Annotated in this window: 13 protein-coding genes; 8 read left to right on the top strand and 5 right to left on the bottom strand. The window is 73.8% G+C overall.

Features of this window, described 5'->3' with window-relative positions:
- The first annotated feature begins 459 nt into the window (after positions 1 to 459).
- Positions 460 to 1,704 carry an NAD(P)/FAD-dependent oxidoreductase gene (locus tag M8J74_RS15875; RefSeq protein WP_249837017.1) on the top strand — a complete coding sequence of 415 codons (1,245 nt, stop codon included), beginning with the start codon at positions 460 to 462 and terminating at the stop codon, positions 1,702 to 1,704.
- A gap of 11 nt (positions 1,705 to 1,715) precedes the next feature.
- Here M8J74_RS15875 and M8J74_RS15870 read toward each other — a convergent pair whose 3' ends face one another.
- The 3 genes from M8J74_RS15870 to M8J74_RS15860 form a co-directional block, all read right to left on the bottom strand.
- Positions 1,716 to 3,221, bottom strand: coding sequence for a cryptochrome/photolyase family protein (locus M8J74_RS15870; RefSeq protein ID WP_249837016.1), 1,506 nt, complete (start codon positions 3,219 to 3,221; stop codon positions 1,716 to 1,718).
- Positions 3,222 to 3,232: 11 nt separating this feature from the next.
- Complete coding sequence (locus tag M8J74_RS15865) at positions 3,233 to 4,606, bottom strand: cryptochrome/photolyase family protein (protein ID WP_249837015.1); 1,374 nt, start codon at positions 4,604 to 4,606, stop codon at positions 3,233 to 3,235.
- Positions 4,607 to 4,684: 78 nt separating this feature from the next.
- Positions 4,685 to 6,214 (bottom strand): SDR family oxidoreductase, encoded by a 1,530-nt coding sequence (locus M8J74_RS15860; protein ID WP_249837014.1) that lies wholly within the window; start codon positions 6,212 to 6,214, stop codon positions 4,685 to 4,687.
- 92 nt (positions 6,215 to 6,306) lie between these two features.
- Here M8J74_RS15860 and M8J74_RS15855 point away from each other — a divergent pair, with 92 nt between their 5' ends.
- The 4 genes from M8J74_RS15855 (at position 6,307) to M8J74_RS15840 (ending at position 10,194) form a co-directional block, all read left to right on the top strand.
- A complete protein-coding gene (locus M8J74_RS15855; RefSeq protein ID WP_372500191.1) occupies positions 6,307 to 6,816 on the top strand; it encodes a MarR family winged helix-turn-helix transcriptional regulator in 510 nt (169 codons plus the stop codon).
- A gap of 148 nt (positions 6,817 to 6,964) precedes the next feature.
- Positions 6,965 to 9,121, top strand: coding sequence for an MMPL family transporter (locus M8J74_RS15850; RefSeq protein ID WP_249837013.1), 2,157 nt, complete (start codon positions 6,965 to 6,967; stop codon positions 9,119 to 9,121).
- Positions 9,122 to 9,124: 3 nt separating this feature from the next.
- The gene (locus tag M8J74_RS15845; protein WP_249837012.1) at positions 9,125 to 9,916 is read left to right on the top strand and encodes a SigB/SigF/SigG family RNA polymerase sigma factor; all 792 of its coding nucleotides are present in this window, start codon (positions 9,125 to 9,127) and stop codon (positions 9,914 to 9,916) included.
- Positions 9,917 to 10,026: 110 nt separating this feature from the next.
- Positions 10,027 to 10,194 (top strand): DUF8839 family protein, encoded by a 168-nt coding sequence (locus tag M8J74_RS15840; RefSeq protein ID WP_203237772.1) that lies wholly within the window; start codon positions 10,027 to 10,029, stop codon positions 10,192 to 10,194.
- A gap of 54 nt (positions 10,195 to 10,248) precedes the next feature.
- Here the strand turns inward: M8J74_RS15840 and M8J74_RS15835 are convergent, their stop codons facing one another.
- Both M8J74_RS15835 and M8J74_RS15830 read right to left on the bottom strand, forming a co-directional pair.
- Positions 10,249 to 11,175: a class I SAM-dependent methyltransferase gene (locus M8J74_RS15835; protein ID WP_249837011.1), complete on the bottom strand. Its 927-nt coding sequence runs from the start codon at positions 11,173 to 11,175 to the stop codon at positions 10,249 to 10,251.
- A gap of 73 nt (positions 11,176 to 11,248) precedes the next feature.
- A complete protein-coding gene (locus M8J74_RS15830) occupies positions 11,249 to 12,295 on the bottom strand; it encodes an acyl-CoA dehydrogenase family protein (protein WP_249837010.1) in 1,047 nt (348 codons plus the stop codon).
- A 99-nt stretch (positions 12,296 to 12,394) separates the two neighbouring features.
- Here M8J74_RS15830 and M8J74_RS15825 point away from each other — a divergent pair, with 99 nt between their 5' ends.
- The 3 genes from M8J74_RS15825 (at position 12,395) to M8J74_RS15815 (ending at position 15,375) form a co-directional block, all read left to right on the top strand.
- A complete protein-coding gene (locus M8J74_RS15825) occupies positions 12,395 to 12,745 on the top strand; it encodes a YciI family protein (RefSeq protein WP_058927255.1) in 351 nt (116 codons plus the stop codon).
- 5 nt (positions 12,746 to 12,750) lie between these two features.
- Positions 12,751 to 13,947, top strand: a complete 1,197-nt coding sequence (locus M8J74_RS15820; protein WP_249837009.1) for an RNA polymerase sigma factor — start codon at positions 12,751 to 12,753, stop codon at positions 13,945 to 13,947.
- Positions 13,948 to 14,043: 96 nt separating this feature from the next.
- Positions 14,044 to 15,375, top strand: coding sequence for an aldehyde dehydrogenase family protein (locus M8J74_RS15815; protein ID WP_249837008.1), 1,332 nt, complete (start codon positions 14,044 to 14,046; stop codon positions 15,373 to 15,375).
- Positions 15,376 to 15,402: the final 27 nt, after the last annotated feature.

Raw genomic sequence — 15,402 nt, 5'->3', positions numbered from 1 at the left:
GGGCTGTCGGGTGGATGGGGGTGTCGGGGGAATCGGCTCAGGCAGCCGGTCCGGGGGTGGCCGCGGGTCGGTGGCCGGTGGCGGTCGTGGGAGGGCCGTGCGGTGTATGTCGGGCGCCGGGGAGAATCGGCTCGGGCGCGGGGTCCGCCGGTGGTCGGCGGCCGGTCGCGGGTGCGTGAGGGCCGTCCGGGTGACGTGCGGGAGGTCCGGGTGAGGCGGTGATCCGCCGGCGTGGCGCGGCGCGGTTGCCGCGGGGCCATGCGGCGCGTGGGCGGCGAGGGCCTGCACGGGTCCAGGAGCGCATCGGGGCGCAGTGACCCGTCGAAGGATGCCGTGCGCCCCCGGCGCGGTAGCGGTGGGCGCATCCGGGGAACGCGTGGGACGGGAAGGCATCGACACAGGCGTGCGCCGACGCACCACCACCGCCGACCGGACGTCCGAGACCACGAGGAGCCCACCATGCCCGCGCCCGCCCGTACTCCCGACGTCCTCGTGATCGGCGCGGGTGTCGCCGGACTCGCCTGCGCCCGGGACCTGCTCGCCGCCGGGCTCGAGGTCGGCGTGGCCGAGGCGTCCGACGCGGTCGGCGGCCGGATGCGCTCCGACCGCGTGGAGGGCTTCGTCGTCGACCGCGGCTTCCAGGTCTTCAACACCTCCTATCCGCAGGTCCGGCACCGTCTGACGCTGCGCGACCTGGGGCTGCGGCCGTTCACGCCGGGCTTCCTCGCGCACACCCGGCAGGGCAGGCTCCGCTTCAGCGACCCCACGCGGCGCCCCCGCACCCTGCCCGACCTCCTGCCGGGGCGGCTCGCCGGCCCGCGTGATCTGGCGGCGCTCGGCCTGCTGTCGGCGCGCGACATGCTCGCGCCCGTACGCCTGGTGAAGCGCTCACGGGAGAGCACCACCCGCACCGCGCTCGCCGACGCGGGGTTCTCCGAGGAGTTCGTCGAGCGCTTCTTCCGGCCGTTTCTGTCGGGGGTCTTCCTGGAGGACGAGCTGGAGACCTCCAGCCGGTTCTTCCACCTGGTGTGGCGCAGCATGCTGCGCGGCACCCTGTGCCTGCCCACCGCGGGGATCGGGGCGGTGCCCCGCGCGCTGGGCGGCGCCCTGCCGACCGGCACGGTCCGGCTGGAGACGGCCGTGACCGGGCTGACGGACGCGGGCGCCGTCACGGACGACGGCGCCGAACTGCCCGCCCGTGCCGTGGTGGTGGCCACCGGGCCCGGCCCGGCCGGCCGCCTGCTGCCGGGGCTCGAGCTGCCCGGCTACCGGACGGTGACGACGTACTACCACGTGGCGCCTCGTCCGCCGCTGGCCGAACCCACCCTCCTCGTCGACGAGCGCCGCCGCTTCCTCAACACGTGCGTCCTCAGCGAGGTCGTCCCCGGCTACGCGCCCGCGGGCTCCGCCCTCGTGGCCACCTCCGTCCTCGGCGAGGACGCCGAGAAACGGGAGGCGGCGGTGCGCGACGCCGTCGCCGAGGCGTACGACGCCGACACCGGCGGCTGGGACCTGCTGACCAGCCGCACGATCCAGGAGGCGCTGCCCGCCATGCCGCCCCCGCAGCCGCTCAGCCGCACCAGCCGTGTCGGCCCCGGCCGCTATGTGTGCGGCGACCACCGCTCCACCGGCTCGGTGCAGGGCGCCCTCGCCTCGGGGGCCCGCGCGGCCCGCGAGGTACTGCGGGACCTGCATCGCGCCTGACGGGCGGGGCGTCAGGGCGGCCCGTCGCCCCGGCGCCCGTCCTCGCGCAGGAGGTCGTCGAGATCCCGGAGACGGTCCAGGCCGCGCACCGCCCGGGTCATGCGCGGGTTGGGTTCCAGGCGGGCGCGATGACGGTGCAGGAAGGCCCAGTAGCCGGCCGTGAACGGGCAGGCCGCCTCTCCGACGCGGTCGGTGGGCCGGTAGGCGCACGGCCCGCACAGGTCGCTCATCCGGTTCACGTACGCGCCGCCCGAGGTGTACGGCTTGGTGGTCATGCGCCCGCCGTCGGCGTACTGGGACATGCCCACCACGTTCGGCAGCATCACCCAGTCGTAGCCGTCGACGAAGCAGCGGTGGAACCAGTCGGTCACCGCGGCCGGGTCCCAGCCGCGTTGCAGGGCGTAGCTGCCGAGCAGCATCAGGCGGGGGATGTGGTGCGTCCAGCCGGTGTCGCGCACCTGTGCCAGGACCGTGGCCAGACAGCGCGCGGTGACCGCGTCGGCGTCCAGCTCCAGGAACCACTCCGGCAGCGGCGCCCGGTGGCGCAGGGCGTTGCGGTGCCGGTAGTCCTCGCCGAAGTACCAGTACAGCTGCCACACGTACTCGCGCCAGCCGGCGATCTGCCGTACGAACCCCTCGACGCTGTTGATCGGCGCGGTCCCCGAGCGCCAGGCGTCCTCGGCGCGTTCGACGCACTCCAGCGGATCCAGCAGCCCGAGGTTGAGCGAGGACGACAGCAGGCTGTGGCTCATCACCGGGTCGCCGGCGAGCACGGCGTCCTCGTGCGGGCCGAAGCCCGCCAGCCGGTGGTCGACGAACCGGGCGAGCGCGGCCAGGGCCTCGCGGCGGGTGGCCGGGAACCGGCGAGGCCCGTCGCGTCCCACGAAGCGGATGCCCTCCTCGCGCTCCCAGCGGTCGAGGTCGTGGCGGACCTCGGCGTCGATGTCGTCCTCGCGCGGCCGGTAGGGGGCCGGGGCGCCCAGCTTCTTCGCCCCTTTCGGCGGGGGTTCGCGGTTGTCGTGGTCGTGGTTCCAGCGCCCGCCCACGGGGGCGTCACCGTCGAGGAGGAGGCCGTGCCCGCGGCGCACCCAGCGGTAGAAGTCCTCCTGCAGCAGCCGCTGTCCGCCGTGGCCGTCCGCCCAGGCGCGGAAGTCCGCGTGCGGGACCAGGAAGCCGCGCGCGGGCAGCACGGTCACGTCGGGCAGCGACGACACCAGCCCCAGCGCGGCCCGGGACGTGGGGTGATGAACCGTCAAGAGACCGCCCGACAAGGCCTTTCGGAGTCCTTCGCGGTACGTCTCCGCCTGTACGTACGTCACCCGGTCGCCGAGTTCGGCGGCGCGGTGGCGCATGGCGGACAGCACGAGGTGCGCCTTGGCGCGGTGGAAGCGGCGACGGCGGAAGACCGACCGGGCCTCGATCATCACGACCGGTGCGCCGCGGTCCGGTCCGCCGTCGCCGGGGGTGAGGAAGTGCGGGCCGAGCTGGTCGCCGAACAGCCAGTGGGGGATGGCCATGTGAGGGCTCCTCAGTCGCGGGCGCGGGCCTGCTTGAAGCGGGCGAGGCCCTCGGAGAGTTCGACGACGGGGTCCGGGTAGCCGTCGAGCGCGGCACGGTCCAGGCCCCGCAGCTTCCACGGTTCGTGCACGTACGGAACGTCCAGTCCGGCGAGTTCGGGGACCCAGCGGCGCACGTACGCGCCGTCGGGGTCGTAACGCTTGGACTGGGTGAGGGGGTTGAGGACCCGGTTGGGGCGGGTGTCGGTGCCGGTGCCCGCCATCCACTGCCAGTTCAGCTGGTTGTTGGCGACGTCGCCGTCGACCAGGAGGTCCAGGAAGTGCCGGGCGCCCACGCGCCAGTCGACGTACAGGGTCTTGCACAGGAAGCTCGCGGTCAGCAGCCGGCTGCGGTTGTGCATCCAGCCCTCGTGCCGCAGCTGGCGCATCGCCGCGTCGATCACCGGGTACCCGGTGCGGCCCTCCTTCCACGCCTCGACGTCCTCGCGGGCGGTGCGCTCCGAACGCCAACGGTCGTGCTTGGTGCGGTAGTCGGCGGTGGCGGCCGCGGGCCGGGCGGCCAGGACCTGGCGGTGGAAGTCGCGCCAGGCGATCTGCCGGACGAAGGCCTCGGCGCCGGGGCCGGCGACCTTGCGCGCCCGGTGGACGAGTTCGACGGGGGAGAGCGTGCCGAAGTGCAGATGGGGCGAGAGCCGCGAGGTGGCGTCGCCGGCCATGTCGTCGTGGCGGTCCTCGTAGGCGGCGATCCCGTCGCGCAGCCAGGCGGCCAGGCGCTTGCGGCCCTCCGTCTCCCCGCCGGCCGCCAGGCCCTCGGAGAGCCCCGACAGCCCGGATCGGGTGGGCAGTTCCTCGGTGCCGACGCCGTCCGGGACGTGGACGGTGCGCGGTGCGGCGAGCGTGTCGCGCAGATGCGTCTGCGCCCACTGCCGGAAGTAGGGGGTGAAGACGGCGAAGTGGTCCGAGGAGGCCGGGGTGAGCGCGCCGGGCGTGACGGCCGTGGTCACCGTCTCGTGGACGTGCAGGCGCCGCCCCTCCGCCTCCAGGGCGCGGCGCAGCCGCTGCTCGCGCCGGTGGGCGTAGGCGCTGACGTCACCGGCCATGTGCACGTCGTCGGCGTCGGTCTCGGCGACCACCTTGCACACCTCCTCGACGACGTCCCCGGAGCGCACGATCAGCCGGCCGCCCCGTTCGCGCAGTCCGCTGTCGAGGTCGCGCAGGCTGTCGGCGAGGAACGCCAGCCGGTTGGGCGCGGCGAACCCGGCACCGGTGACGCCCCGGTCACGGACGAACAGCGGCACCACCGCCTGGGCCTCGCTCGCGGCGCGCAACGGCGGATGGTCGTGCAGGCGCAGGTCGGCGGTGAACAGGACGACCGAGACGTTCATGGTTCTTCTCTCCGGGGCGGCGAGGGGTGGGCGGCCGATCAGGTGCTTCCGGCGCGGTGGACGCGGCGGATGCGGCCGTCAACCGCTGGGCGCCTTTTCCATCCGCGGAGTGGTGGGCGTACGCGACGCGGTGAGCGCGATGTTGCGGGCCATGCCGCCGAAGACGACGGCGTGGAAGGGGGAGACGCTCCACCAGTAGGCGTGGCCGAGCAGCCCGTGCGGATGGAACAGGGCCCGCTGGCGGTAGCGGGTGCGGCCCTCGTCGTCGGTGTCGGCGCACATCTCCAGCCAGGCCAGTCCCGGCAACCTCATCTCGGCGCGCAGCCGCAGCAGACGGCCCGGTTCGATCTCCTCCACGCGCCAGAAGTCCAGCGAGTCGCCCGTGCGCAGATGCGCCGCGTCCCGTCGGCCCCGGCGCAGCCCGACGCCGCCCACCAGCCGGTCCAGCCGGCCCCGGACCGCCCAGGCCAGCGGGAAGGAGTACCAGCCGTTGTCGCCGCCGATCCCCTCGATCACCCGCCACAGCGCCTCGCGCGAGGCGTCGACGACGAGTTCGCGGCGGTCGGTGTAGAGGCTGCCGCCCGCCCAGTCGGGGTCGGTGGGCAGCGGATCGCTGGGCGCGCCCGGCACCGACGCCGACGACCAGCGGGTGGTGACCTTGGCGTCGCGCACGCGCTGCAGGGCCAGCCGCACCGCCTCGTCGAAGCCGATCGGCCGGCCGGGGGCGTCGGGCACGTACCGGGCGATGTCGTGCTCGTGGCAGACCACCTCGTGGCGCAGCGACTCGGTCAGCGGCCGGGCGATCGACGCGGGCACCGGCGTGACCAGCCCCACCCAGTGGCTGGACAGCCCGGGGGTGAGGACGGGCACGGGGACGATGACCCGGCGGGGCAGGCCGGCCACGGCCGCGTAGCGCATCATCATGTCCTTGTACGTCAGCACTTCCGGTCCGCCGATGTCGAAGGCGCGGCTGACGTCGGCGGGCATCCGGGCGCTGCCGACGAGGTAGCGCAGCACGTCCCGCACCGCCACGGGCTGGATGCGGGTGCGCACCCAGCTCGGGGTGATCATCACGGGAAGGCGTTCGGTGAGGTAGCGCAGCATCTCGAAGGAGACGGAACCGGAGCCGATGACGACCGCGGCACGCAGCTCGGTGGTGGGCACGCCGGAGTCCCGCAGGATCCGGCCGACCTCGGCCCGCGAGCGCAGGTGCGGCGACAGCTCGTTCTCCGGGACTCCCGAGGGCGTCAGGCCGCCGAGGTAGACGATGCGCCGCACGCCGGCCTCCCGGGCCGCCGCGCCGAAGATCCGTGCCGCCCTGCGGTCGGTCTCCTCGAAGTCGCCGCCGGAGCCCAGCGCGTGCACCAGGTAGTAGGCGACGTCGACGCCGCGCATGGCCTCGGCCACGGAGTCGGCGTCGGTGACGTCGCCGCGCACCACCTCGGCCTGCCCGGCCCAGGGGTGGTCGCGGAGCTTGCCGGGGGAGCGGGCCAGGCAGCGCACGCTGTGTCCCTCGGCGAGCAGCTCCGGCACCAGCCTGCCGCCGATGTATCCCGTCGCCCCGGTCACCAGGCAGCGCAGTCCCGGTCCGTCGTCGTCAGCGTTCATGTGCTTCGGGCCCTTCCTCTCGGTGTCCCTGTGATCACTTCCACGGGGGCGGCGGGATCGGATGCGCGCGGGCGCTTCTATAGGCTGATCGCGTGGCCAGAGCAGACGACCGGGAGCAGCGAGCGGTGGCGCCGGGACCCGACGGGGCACTTCCCGCGGGGATCGACCTGCACGCCCTCGCCGTGCAGCTGCGCCGGATGAACGGCGAGATCAACCGGCTGGCGCACGGCTTCGCGGGCGAGCAGGGGCTGCACGCCACGGACGTCCAGGCCCTCGCGGCGATCCTGGACGCCGAGGAGCCGATGACGCCGGGCCGTCTGCGGGAGCATCTCGGACTGACCTCGGGTGCCGTGACCGCCTGTGTCGACCGGCTGGAACGGGCGGGGCACATCCGCCGGGTCCGCGAGAGCGCCGACCGCAGGGTGGTGCACCTGTACTACGCGGCCGACGGCCGGGCGGCGGCCCGCACCTACTTCCGGCCGCTGGCGCAGGCGGCGGAGGCGGCCTGCGGGAAGTTCAGCGAGGGGGAGCTCTCCGTCGTGCTGCGCTTCCTGGCGGCGATGAACGAGGAACTCGCTCCGCTGCGGTCCCCCGGCGACTGACCGCCCGCCACCCTGAGCGGCACCGCGGGAAAAGCGGTGCATCCGGGCGGGCCCCCGGCACGGAAGATCGGGCATCACTTACCATCGTTCCCACTTATCTCAATCATCGAGATTGTTTTTCATTGAGATACCTAGGTCTTGGAGAGTCATGTCCCTCACCCCGCGACGGGGCCGCTTCCTGGTACCCCTCCTCCTGCTCGTCGTCTGGCTCGGCATCGGCGGCGCGCTCGGCCCCTTCGCCGGGCGGCTCGGCGAGGTGGCCACCAACGACCAGGCCGCCTTCCTGCCGCGCAGCGCCGAGTCCACGAAGGTGATCAGCGAACAGCGGGCCTTCCAGCAGGACGAGACGCTGCCCGCCATCGTCGTCTGGACCGACGATCAGGGCGGCCCGGTGCGGGACCGCCAGGAGGCGGCCGGCCGTGCGCTCGCCTCCCTGTCCGGTACGCCCGGCGTGGTCGGTGACGTCTCTCCCGCCCTGATCTCCAAGGACGGCAAGGCCCTCGAAGGCGTCGTACAGCTGCGCCCCGATCTCGGCGACCGGCTGCCCGACACCCTCGACCGGCTGCGCGCGGCCGCCGAGAAGGTGCCCGGCAGCACGGTCCAGCTGGCCGGACCGGCAGCCAGTCAGGCGGACCTGGCCGACGCCTTCGCCGGGATCGACGGCCTGCTGCTGGCCGTGGCCCTGGTGACCGTGCTGGTGATCCTGCTGCTCGTCTACCGCAGTGTCCTTCTGCCCCTGGTCATCATCATCGGGGCGGTGTTCGCCCTCGGGCTGGCCTGCGCGGTCGTCTACGCGCTCGCCGACCACGACCTCGTCCGCGTCGACGGACAGGTCCAGGGCATCCTGTCCATCCTGGTGATCGGCGCCGCCACCGACTACGCCCTGCTGATCACCGCCCGCTACCGGGAGGAACTGGCCGCGCGCACCGACCGGTACGCCGCCGCGCGGGCCGCGCTCAAGCAGTCCTGGGGCGCCGTCGTCGCCAGCGCCGCGACCGTCGCCCTGGGCCTGCTCGCCCTGCTGATCAGCGACCTGACCAACAACCGCGCGCTCGGCCCGGTCGGCGCCATCGGCATCGCCTGCGCCGTGCTCAGCTCGCTGACCTTCCTGCCCGCCGTGCTCGTCCTGCTGGGCCGCGCCGCCTACTGGCCCGCCACCCCGCGCCCCACCGGCGCCGAGGGCGGCGGCCACGGCGTGTGGCGGCGCGTCGCCGCCCTGGTGGACCGGGCGCCCCGCAAGGTGTGGGCCGTCTGCCTGGCCGCCCTCCTGGCCGGCGCCGCCTTCGCCCCGACCCTGGCCTCCAAGGGCGTCCCGCTCGACGAGACCTTCGTCAACGACGCCCCGTCCGTGTCCGCCCAGAGCACCCTCGCCCGGCACTTCCCCGGCGGCTCGGGCAACCCCACCGTCGTCATCGCCGACGCCGGCCAGGTCGACCGCGTGCTCGCGGCGGCCCGCGGCACCGAGGGAGTCGCCTCCGCGACCGGGGTCACCGCGTCCGGGCGGCCCGGCGGCGCCCCGAAGGTCGTCGACGGCCGCGTGCGCGTGGACGTCACCCTGGACGCCGCGGCCGACAGCGACAGCGCCAAGGACACCGTGGCCCGGCTGCGGACGGCCCTGCACGCCGTGCCGGACGCCAAGGCCCTCGTCGGCGGCTACACCGCCCAGCAGTACGACACCCTGCGCACCTCCGAACGGGACCGCACCCTGATCGTCCCGGTGGTCCTGGCGATCATCTTCGTGATCCTGACGCTGCTGCTGCGCTCCCTGCTGCTGCCCGCCCTGCTGGTGGCCACGGTGGGGCTCAACTTCCTCGCCACCCTGGGCGTGTCGTCCCTGGTGTTCCGGCACGTCTTCGGCTTCACCGGCAGTGATCCCTCGGTGCCGCTGTACGGGTTCGTCTTCCTGGTGGCGCTGGGCGTCGACTACAACATCTTCCTGATGTCCCGGGTGCGGGAGGAGTCCCTCAGGCACGGGGTGCGGGAGGGCGTCCTGCGCGGCCTGGTCGGCACCGGGGGAGTGATCACCTCGGCCGGTGTGGTGCTCGCCGCGACCTTCGCCGCCCTCGGGGTGATCCCGCTCGCCTTCCTCGCACAGATCGCCTTCATCGTCGCCTTCGGGGTGCTCCTCGACACGCTCGTGGTGCGTTCCCTGCTGGTGCCGGCCCTCGTGCGCGACCTGGGCGCCGTGGCCTGGTGGCCCGGGCGGCTGTGGCGCTCCGACCCGGGCGCGACTGCATCCGTCGGGGCCGGTGCGGCCGAAACAGGAGCGACACCCCGACCGGCCGGGGTCTCGACCGAGGAGTGAACTGTGCGCCGCCCGCAGACCGCAGAGCTGGGTCCGGCAGACGCCCACGACCTGTCCGAGCCGCTGTTCGAGCGCCTGCGTTCCCTGGAGCAGCGGACCGCCGAGTACGCCTACGTCCGCAACACGCTCGTGGAGCTGAACATGTGGATCGTGCGGCATGCGGCGCGGCGCTTCCCGGCGCGCCGCGAGATGAGCGACGACGTTCTGCAGGCGGGCACCATCGGGCTGATCAAGGCGATCGACCGGTTCGACCCGACGCGCGGCTTCGGCTTCGAGGCCTATGCCGTGCCGACGGTCGTCGGCGAGATCAAGCGGTTCTTCCGGGACACCACCTGGGCCGTCCACGTCCCCCGCAGGCTGAAGGAGTGCCGTGGCGTGCTGCGCGAGGCGGTCATCGCCTTCGAGCAGTCCGAGGGGCGCTCGCCCCGCGTCAGCGAACTCGTCGAGCGCACGGGGCTGACACAGGAGGAGGTGGTCGAGGGGCTGCAGGCGGCCGACGGGCACGAGGCCGTGTCCCTCGACGCACCCTTCGGACCGGAGGAGGACGGCTCCTGGATCGCCGACCGGCTCGGCGCCGAGGATCCCGCCCTCGGCCGGACGGACGACCTGGTCACCCTCGCACCGCTGCTCGCCGCCCTGCCGGAGCGCGAGCGCCGGATACTGACCATGCGGTTCCTGCACGACATGACGCAGAGCCAGATAGGGGCCGAACTGGGCATCTCCCAGATGCACGTCTCCCGGCTGCTGGGCCGCACGCTCGCGGGGCTGCGGAACCGACTGCACGGGGCCGTTTGACGGATTATCGACAAATCTCTCCGCCCGGCCGGACATGCCGGCGCGCACAGCGGGCAAGCGGAATCTACGAGAGCGATGGTTCGAGATCGAATCCGGAGGTGTCTGCCGCTATGGGCGCGAAGGTGTTGGAGCGGTTTCCGGCGGGAGCTCCGCGCGGATCGTGGCCCGCGGAGGAGTACGCGGCCAAGCGCCGCGCCGAAGGTCAGTCCGCGACGGTCGTCATGGATCTGAAGTCGGACGCCTTCCTCGTGGTGGTGCCGGCGGGCGACGAGGACTGACCGCGGGAGGACGGCCGCGGTCGGCCCTCGCGGCCGGTGCGTCGCCGGAGTGGTTCAAGGGCGGTTCGCCAGGGCGCGGCGGACCGCCCTTGTGACGATCGGCGGCAGCAGGTCCGCGCCGATCCGGCGTGCCCGGGACCGGGGGCGGCGGGGTGCCGGAGCCGGCGCGGGCGCGGGCGCCGGCTCCGGGGCGGCCGGCTGCGGCTCGGGCGCCCGGTAGTGACGGGAGCGGGGGAACGGCGGGGCCTGCAGGCCCTTGAGGGCGCGGGTGCGCACCAGCCGGTGACCCGCGGCCTCCTGCACGCTCAGGCCGACGTCCGTGCGGGCCCGCAGCATCTCCAGCAGCTCTTCCTGCACGGCCTCCGGATCGTCCCAGGTGCCGTACAGCTTCTGCGTGCTGAGGCAGACCGGGCGCAGGCCGCGGTTGAGCACGGCCTCCCAGGTGGCGACCGAGACGCCGGGGGTGTGCTCGGAGCGGAAGTCGTCGAGGACGACGATGCCGCCGGGCACCAGCAGCTCGCGGGCGGCGCCTATGTCGTCGCGGACGTGCTCGTACAGGTGCGAGGCGTCGATGTGGACGAAGCGGCAGCTGCGCGGGGCGACCTCCGCGGGGATCACGGAGGTGGGGGCCTCGAGCACCCGGGGCAGGGCGTCGTGGAAGGAGAGGTAGTTGCGCTCGAAGGCCTGCCGGGTGAGGGAGGAGTACGACTTCGCCGTCTCGGCCCGGTTCGCCCCGTCCGGCGCCTCGCCGCCGAAGAGGTCGCAGACCGTGAACTCCTCGCCGTCCCGGCGGTGCCGGCCCAGCAGGATCGCGCTCTTGCCCATGTACGCGCCGAGTTCCAGCAGGTCGCCCCCGAGGCCCGCGGCCTCCTGCCGTTCGAGGAACCAGGTGAACAGCAGCTGGTCCAGCGGCGGGAACCAGCCGGGGACGTCCTTGAGTTCGCCGGGGAGGATGATGTCGGTTGCCTGTGCGGTCGCCATGAGGCGATTCTGCTCACTGGGCGGCGCCGAAACTGTCACCGGATTGAACGTCCGATGAACAGCCGAACCGGCCTCAGATCCGCGTGAGCGCGTCCAGATGAGCCCGGCGCACGTCGGTCGTCTGGCCCTGCACCAGAAGGAACAGGCCCTCCCGGGCGAGCCGTTGGGCGGGGCTGTCGAGGCCCATGGCCCGTCCGCCCCCGGCCACCACGGCCGCCGTCGTGGCGGCCCGCATCAGGTCGTAGGCCCGCGTCTTCAGCTCCAGCCGCTCCGCGATCCGCTCGTGCGGCACGGGATGCGCGGCCAGTTCGTACACCCGGCCCCGCACCTCCTCCAGCCGCTCCCGCAGGACGTGTGCGGTCTCGCCCTCACCGGCCTCCTCCACCACGTCGAGCGCCGCGCGGGCCACGCCGAACACGGCGGGGGAGGCGTTGGTGTTGCGGGGCAGATCGACGCGCGCGAACTCCTCCCGCGGGGTGCGCAGCACCACCGACTCGCCGGGCAGCCACAGGCCGTCCAGCTCCAGCGAGACCGTGCGGGCCGCCGTCAGTGCGGCCAGCCGCATCGGCGGCGACGGGCGCAGCCCCGGCTGCTCGCGGGCCTCGGCGAACGCGAACACCACCTCCTCGGCGTCGCTCACCCCGGCCAGCAGCATCACGTCGTTCAGACCCCAGCCCGTGTACCAGGGCACCGTCCCGTCGAAGCGCCAGCCGCCCCGCTCGGCCGTGGCCCGCACCGGCACCCGCGGAAAGGCCCGCACATGCGCGAACGCGATGCCCGCCAGCAGTTCCCCGGTCGCCAGGGGACGCAGCAGCCGCTCCCGTACCGGCAGCCGCGACGCGGCCAGCATGCGCACCGGTGAGTGGTGCTGGGTCTGCACGAACCAGGTCGAACAGCAGGCTCCCGCCAGGATCTCCTGCACCTCCCGCACCACCGCGTCGGGGGCGCCCGCACCGCCGTACTCCCGCGGCGCGCCCACCCCCAGCAGCCCCGAGCGCCTGAGCGCCTCGATGTGACCGGCGGGAACCGACTCCCGGTCGACGCGCTCGGCGTTCGGGGCGAGGAGGTCGCGGGCGAGGGTCCGGGCGGTGGTGAGCAGCGGGTGCGGTGCGGCGGCCATGGAGAAGATTCTCCCGATCCGTTCGCGCGCGGTGTCGATCCGGGGGTGTGCCGTTCGTGTAGGAGGTGAGACATCAGCTACGACGCCGAGGAGAACGTCATGACGTACTACCTGCTCAGTGTGGTCACCCCGACCGACGGCACGCCCCCGGAGCCCGACGCGATGGCCGCGATCATGCGCGACGTCGAGGCCTTCAACCAGGAACTGCGCGACGCGGGCGCCTGGGTCTTCGCCGGCGGTCTGCACGCCCCCGACACCGCGACCATGCTGCGGCCCGACGGCGGCGACGTCCTGATCACCGACGGACCCTTCGCCGAAGGCAAGGAGTACCTGGGCGGGCTGTGCCTGATCCAGGCCGCAGACCTGGACGAAGCGCTGGAGTGGGGCAGGAAGGCGGTGCGCGCCACCACCCTGCCGATCGAGGTCCGGCCCTTCGTGGAGAGCCACTAGTGCCCGTGCCCGGCACCGTCGACGTCGAGGCCGTGTTCCGCACGGAGTACGGCCGCGCCGTCGCCGTCCTGGTGCGCTTCCTCGGCGACATCGACCTCGCCGAGGAAGCCGTCCAGGACGCCTTCACCACCGCCGTGCAGCACTGGCCGCAGACGGGCGTGCCGCCCAGCCCGGCCGGCTGGATCATCACCACCGCCCGCAACAGGGCGATCGACCGGCTGCGCCGGGAGGCGACACGCGACGAGCGACACGCCGAGGCCGTCCTGCTGCGCGCCGGCGACGCACCGGCCGAGGAGGGCCCCGTGCGCGACGACCGGCTCCGCCTGATCTTCACCTGCTGCCACCCCGCGCTCGCCCCCCAGGCGCGGGTCGCCCTGACCCTGCGCCTTCTGGGCGGGCTGTCCACGCCGCAGATCGCCCGCGCCTTCCTCGTGCCCGAACCGACCATGGCGCAGCGCCTGGTCCGCGCCAAGGCCAAGATCCGCGCCGCCCGGATCCCCTACCGCGTGCCGCGCGACGCCGACCTGCCGGACCGGCTCGCGGGCGTCCTCGCCGTCATCTACCTGATCTTCAACCAGGGGTACGAGGGCTCGCCCGGGCTGTGCGCGGAGGCCGTACGCCTCGGCCGTCTCCTGGTCGAGCTGATGCCGGACGAGGCCGAGGCCACGGGCCTGCTCGCGCTGATGCTGCTCGTCGAGTCGCGCCGGGAGGCCCGCGTGGACGCGGACGGGGTGCTGGTGCCGCTGCCCGAACAGGACCGCGAGCGCTGGGACCGCGAGCTCGTCGCCGAGGGGCAGTCCCTCGTACGACGCTGCCTGCGCCGCAACCAGCCCGGCCCGTACCAGATCCAGGCCGCCATCCAGGCCGTCCACAGCGACGCCCCGTGCGCGCGGGCCACGGACTGGGGGCAGATCGGACAGCTCTACGACCAGCTCATGGCCGTCGCCCCGAGCCCGGTCGTGGCGCTGAACCGGGCGGTCGCGATCGCCGAGACCGAGGGCCCCGACCGGGCGCTGGACCTCGTCGACGTCCTGGACCTCGGCGCGTACCACGTCTTCCATGCGGTCCGCGCCGACCTGCTGCGCCGGCTGGGCCGCGAGGCGGAGGCCGCGCACGCCTACGACGCGGCCCTCGAACGCGCCGAGAGTCCCGCCGAGCGCGCCTTCCTGGAACGCCGCCGACGGCAGCTCCCGCCCATGTGACGGCATCTGCCCCGACGCACCGGAATTTATTTTGGTGTATGAAAGGTTGGCATATACACCTGCATTCCGACCCGACCGTTCCAGCAGCGAGGCACCATGAACCAGCCCACCCCCGAGCAGCCCGCCGACCTCGTCGCCCGGCTGCGCGCCACCTTCCGCGCCGGCCGCACCAAGCCCGTCGAATGGCGCACCGCCCAGCTGCGCCGCCTGCGCGACATGCTTACCGAGAACGGTCCCGACCTGGCCGCCGCCCTCCACGCCGACCTCGGCAAGAGCGCCGCCGAGGCCGACCGCACCGAGATCGGCTTCACCGTCCGCGAGATCGACCACACCCTCGACCACCTCGCCGACTGGCTGCGCCCCGAGCCGGCCCCGGTTCCGGCCCATCTCGGCGACGACACACGCGCCTGGACGCAGTACGACCCGCTCGGCGTCGTCCTGGTCATCGCCCCCTGGAACTACCCCGCCCAGCTCCTGCTGGCCCCGCTGGTCGGCGCGCTCGCGGCGGGCAACGCGGTGGTCGCCAAGCCCAGCGAACTGGCCCCCGCCACCTCCGCCGCCCTGGCCCGTCTGCTGCCCGAGTACCTCGACACCGACGCGGTCGCCGTCGTCGAGGGCGGCATCCCCGAGACCACGGCCCTGCTCGCCGAGCGCTTCGACCACATCTTCTACACCGGCAACGGCACCGTCGGCCGTGTCGTCATGCGCGCCGCCGCCGAGCACCTCACCCCGGTCACCCTCGAACTCGGCGGCAAGTCCCCGGCGTTCGTCGACCGCGGCACCGACCTCGACGTCGTCGCCGACCGGCTGGCCCGCGGCAAGTTCCTCAACGCCGGGCAGACCTGCGTGGCCCCCGACTACGTACTGACCGACCCGGAGACCGCCGCCGCCCTGGAACCCGCGCTCGCCCACGCCGTCGAAGCGCTCTACGGCAGCGACCCCGCGGCCTCCGGCGCGTACGGCCGGATCGTCAACGAAGGCCACTTCGACCGGCTGGCCGGCCTGCTCGACTCGGGCCGCACGGTCGTCGGAGGCGGCGCCGACCGCGCCGACAAGTACATCGCCCCGACCGTGCTGGCGGACGTCGATCCCGACGCGCCGGTCATGCGGGAGGAGATCTTCGGCCCGATCCTGCCGATCGTCACCGTCCCCGGACTGGACGAGGCCGTCGACTTCATCAACGACCGCGACAAGCCGCTGGCCCTGTACGTCTTCTCGGAGTCCGGCGAGACCCGCGCCCGGATCGCCGCCGAGACGTCCTCCGGCGGCCTCGGACACGGGCTGCCGCTCGCCCATCTCACCGTCTCCGACCTCCCGTTCGGCGGAGTGGGGGAGAGCGGCATGGGCAGCTACCACGGCCGCTACTCCATCGAGACGTTCAGCCACCGCAAGGCGGTCCTGGAGAAGCCGCTGAGCCCGGCCCGCTGAGCGCAGCGCCCGGCCGCCGTGCGGGGG

The sequence above is a fragment of the Streptomyces panaciradicis genome, assembly GCF_023516615.1.
GTDB classification, from domain to species: Bacteria; Actinomycetota; Actinomycetes; order Streptomycetales; family Streptomycetaceae; genus Streptomyces; species Streptomyces panaciradicis.
Note: the sequence above shows the minus strand (reverse complement) of the source record. Positions and strands in the feature narration are given on the sequence as shown.

What these genes read in the sequence shown, in the direction of transcription:
- M8J74_RS15860 (WP_249837014.1), bottom strand. Translation starts at nt 6,214, where the DNA reads ATGAACGCTGACGACGACGGACCGGGACTGCGCTGCCTGGTGACCGGG.
- M8J74_RS15870 (WP_249837016.1), bottom strand. Translation starts at nt 3,221, where the DNA reads ATGGCCATCCCCCACTGGCTGTTCGGCGACCAGCTCGGCCCGCACTTC.
- M8J74_RS15825 (WP_058927255.1), top strand. Translation starts at nt 12,395, where the DNA reads ATGACGTACTACCTGCTCAGTGTGGTCACCCCGACCGACGGCACGCCC.
- M8J74_RS15835 (WP_249837011.1), bottom strand. Translation starts at nt 11,175, where the DNA reads ATGGCGACCGCACAGGCAACCGACATCATCCTCCCCGGCGAACTCAAG.
- M8J74_RS15850 (WP_249837013.1), top strand. Translation starts at nt 6,965, where the DNA reads ATGTCCCTCACCCCGCGACGGGGCCGCTTCCTGGTACCCCTCCTCCTG.
- M8J74_RS15840 (WP_203237772.1), top strand. Translation starts at nt 10,027, where the DNA reads ATGGGCGCGAAGGTGTTGGAGCGGTTTCCGGCGGGAGCTCCGCGCGGA.
- M8J74_RS15865 (WP_249837015.1), bottom strand. Translation starts at nt 4,606, where the DNA reads ATGAACGTCTCGGTCGTCCTGTTCACCGCCGACCTGCGCCTGCACGAC.
- M8J74_RS15830 (WP_249837010.1), bottom strand. Translation starts at nt 12,295, where the DNA reads ATGGCCGCCGCACCGCACCCGCTGCTCACCACCGCCCGGACCCTCGCC.
- M8J74_RS15815 (WP_249837008.1), top strand. Translation starts at nt 14,044, where the DNA reads ATGAACCAGCCCACCCCCGAGCAGCCCGCCGACCTCGTCGCCCGGCTG.
- M8J74_RS15875 (WP_249837017.1), top strand. Translation starts at nt 460, where the DNA reads ATGCCCGCGCCCGCCCGTACTCCCGACGTCCTCGTGATCGGCGCGGGT.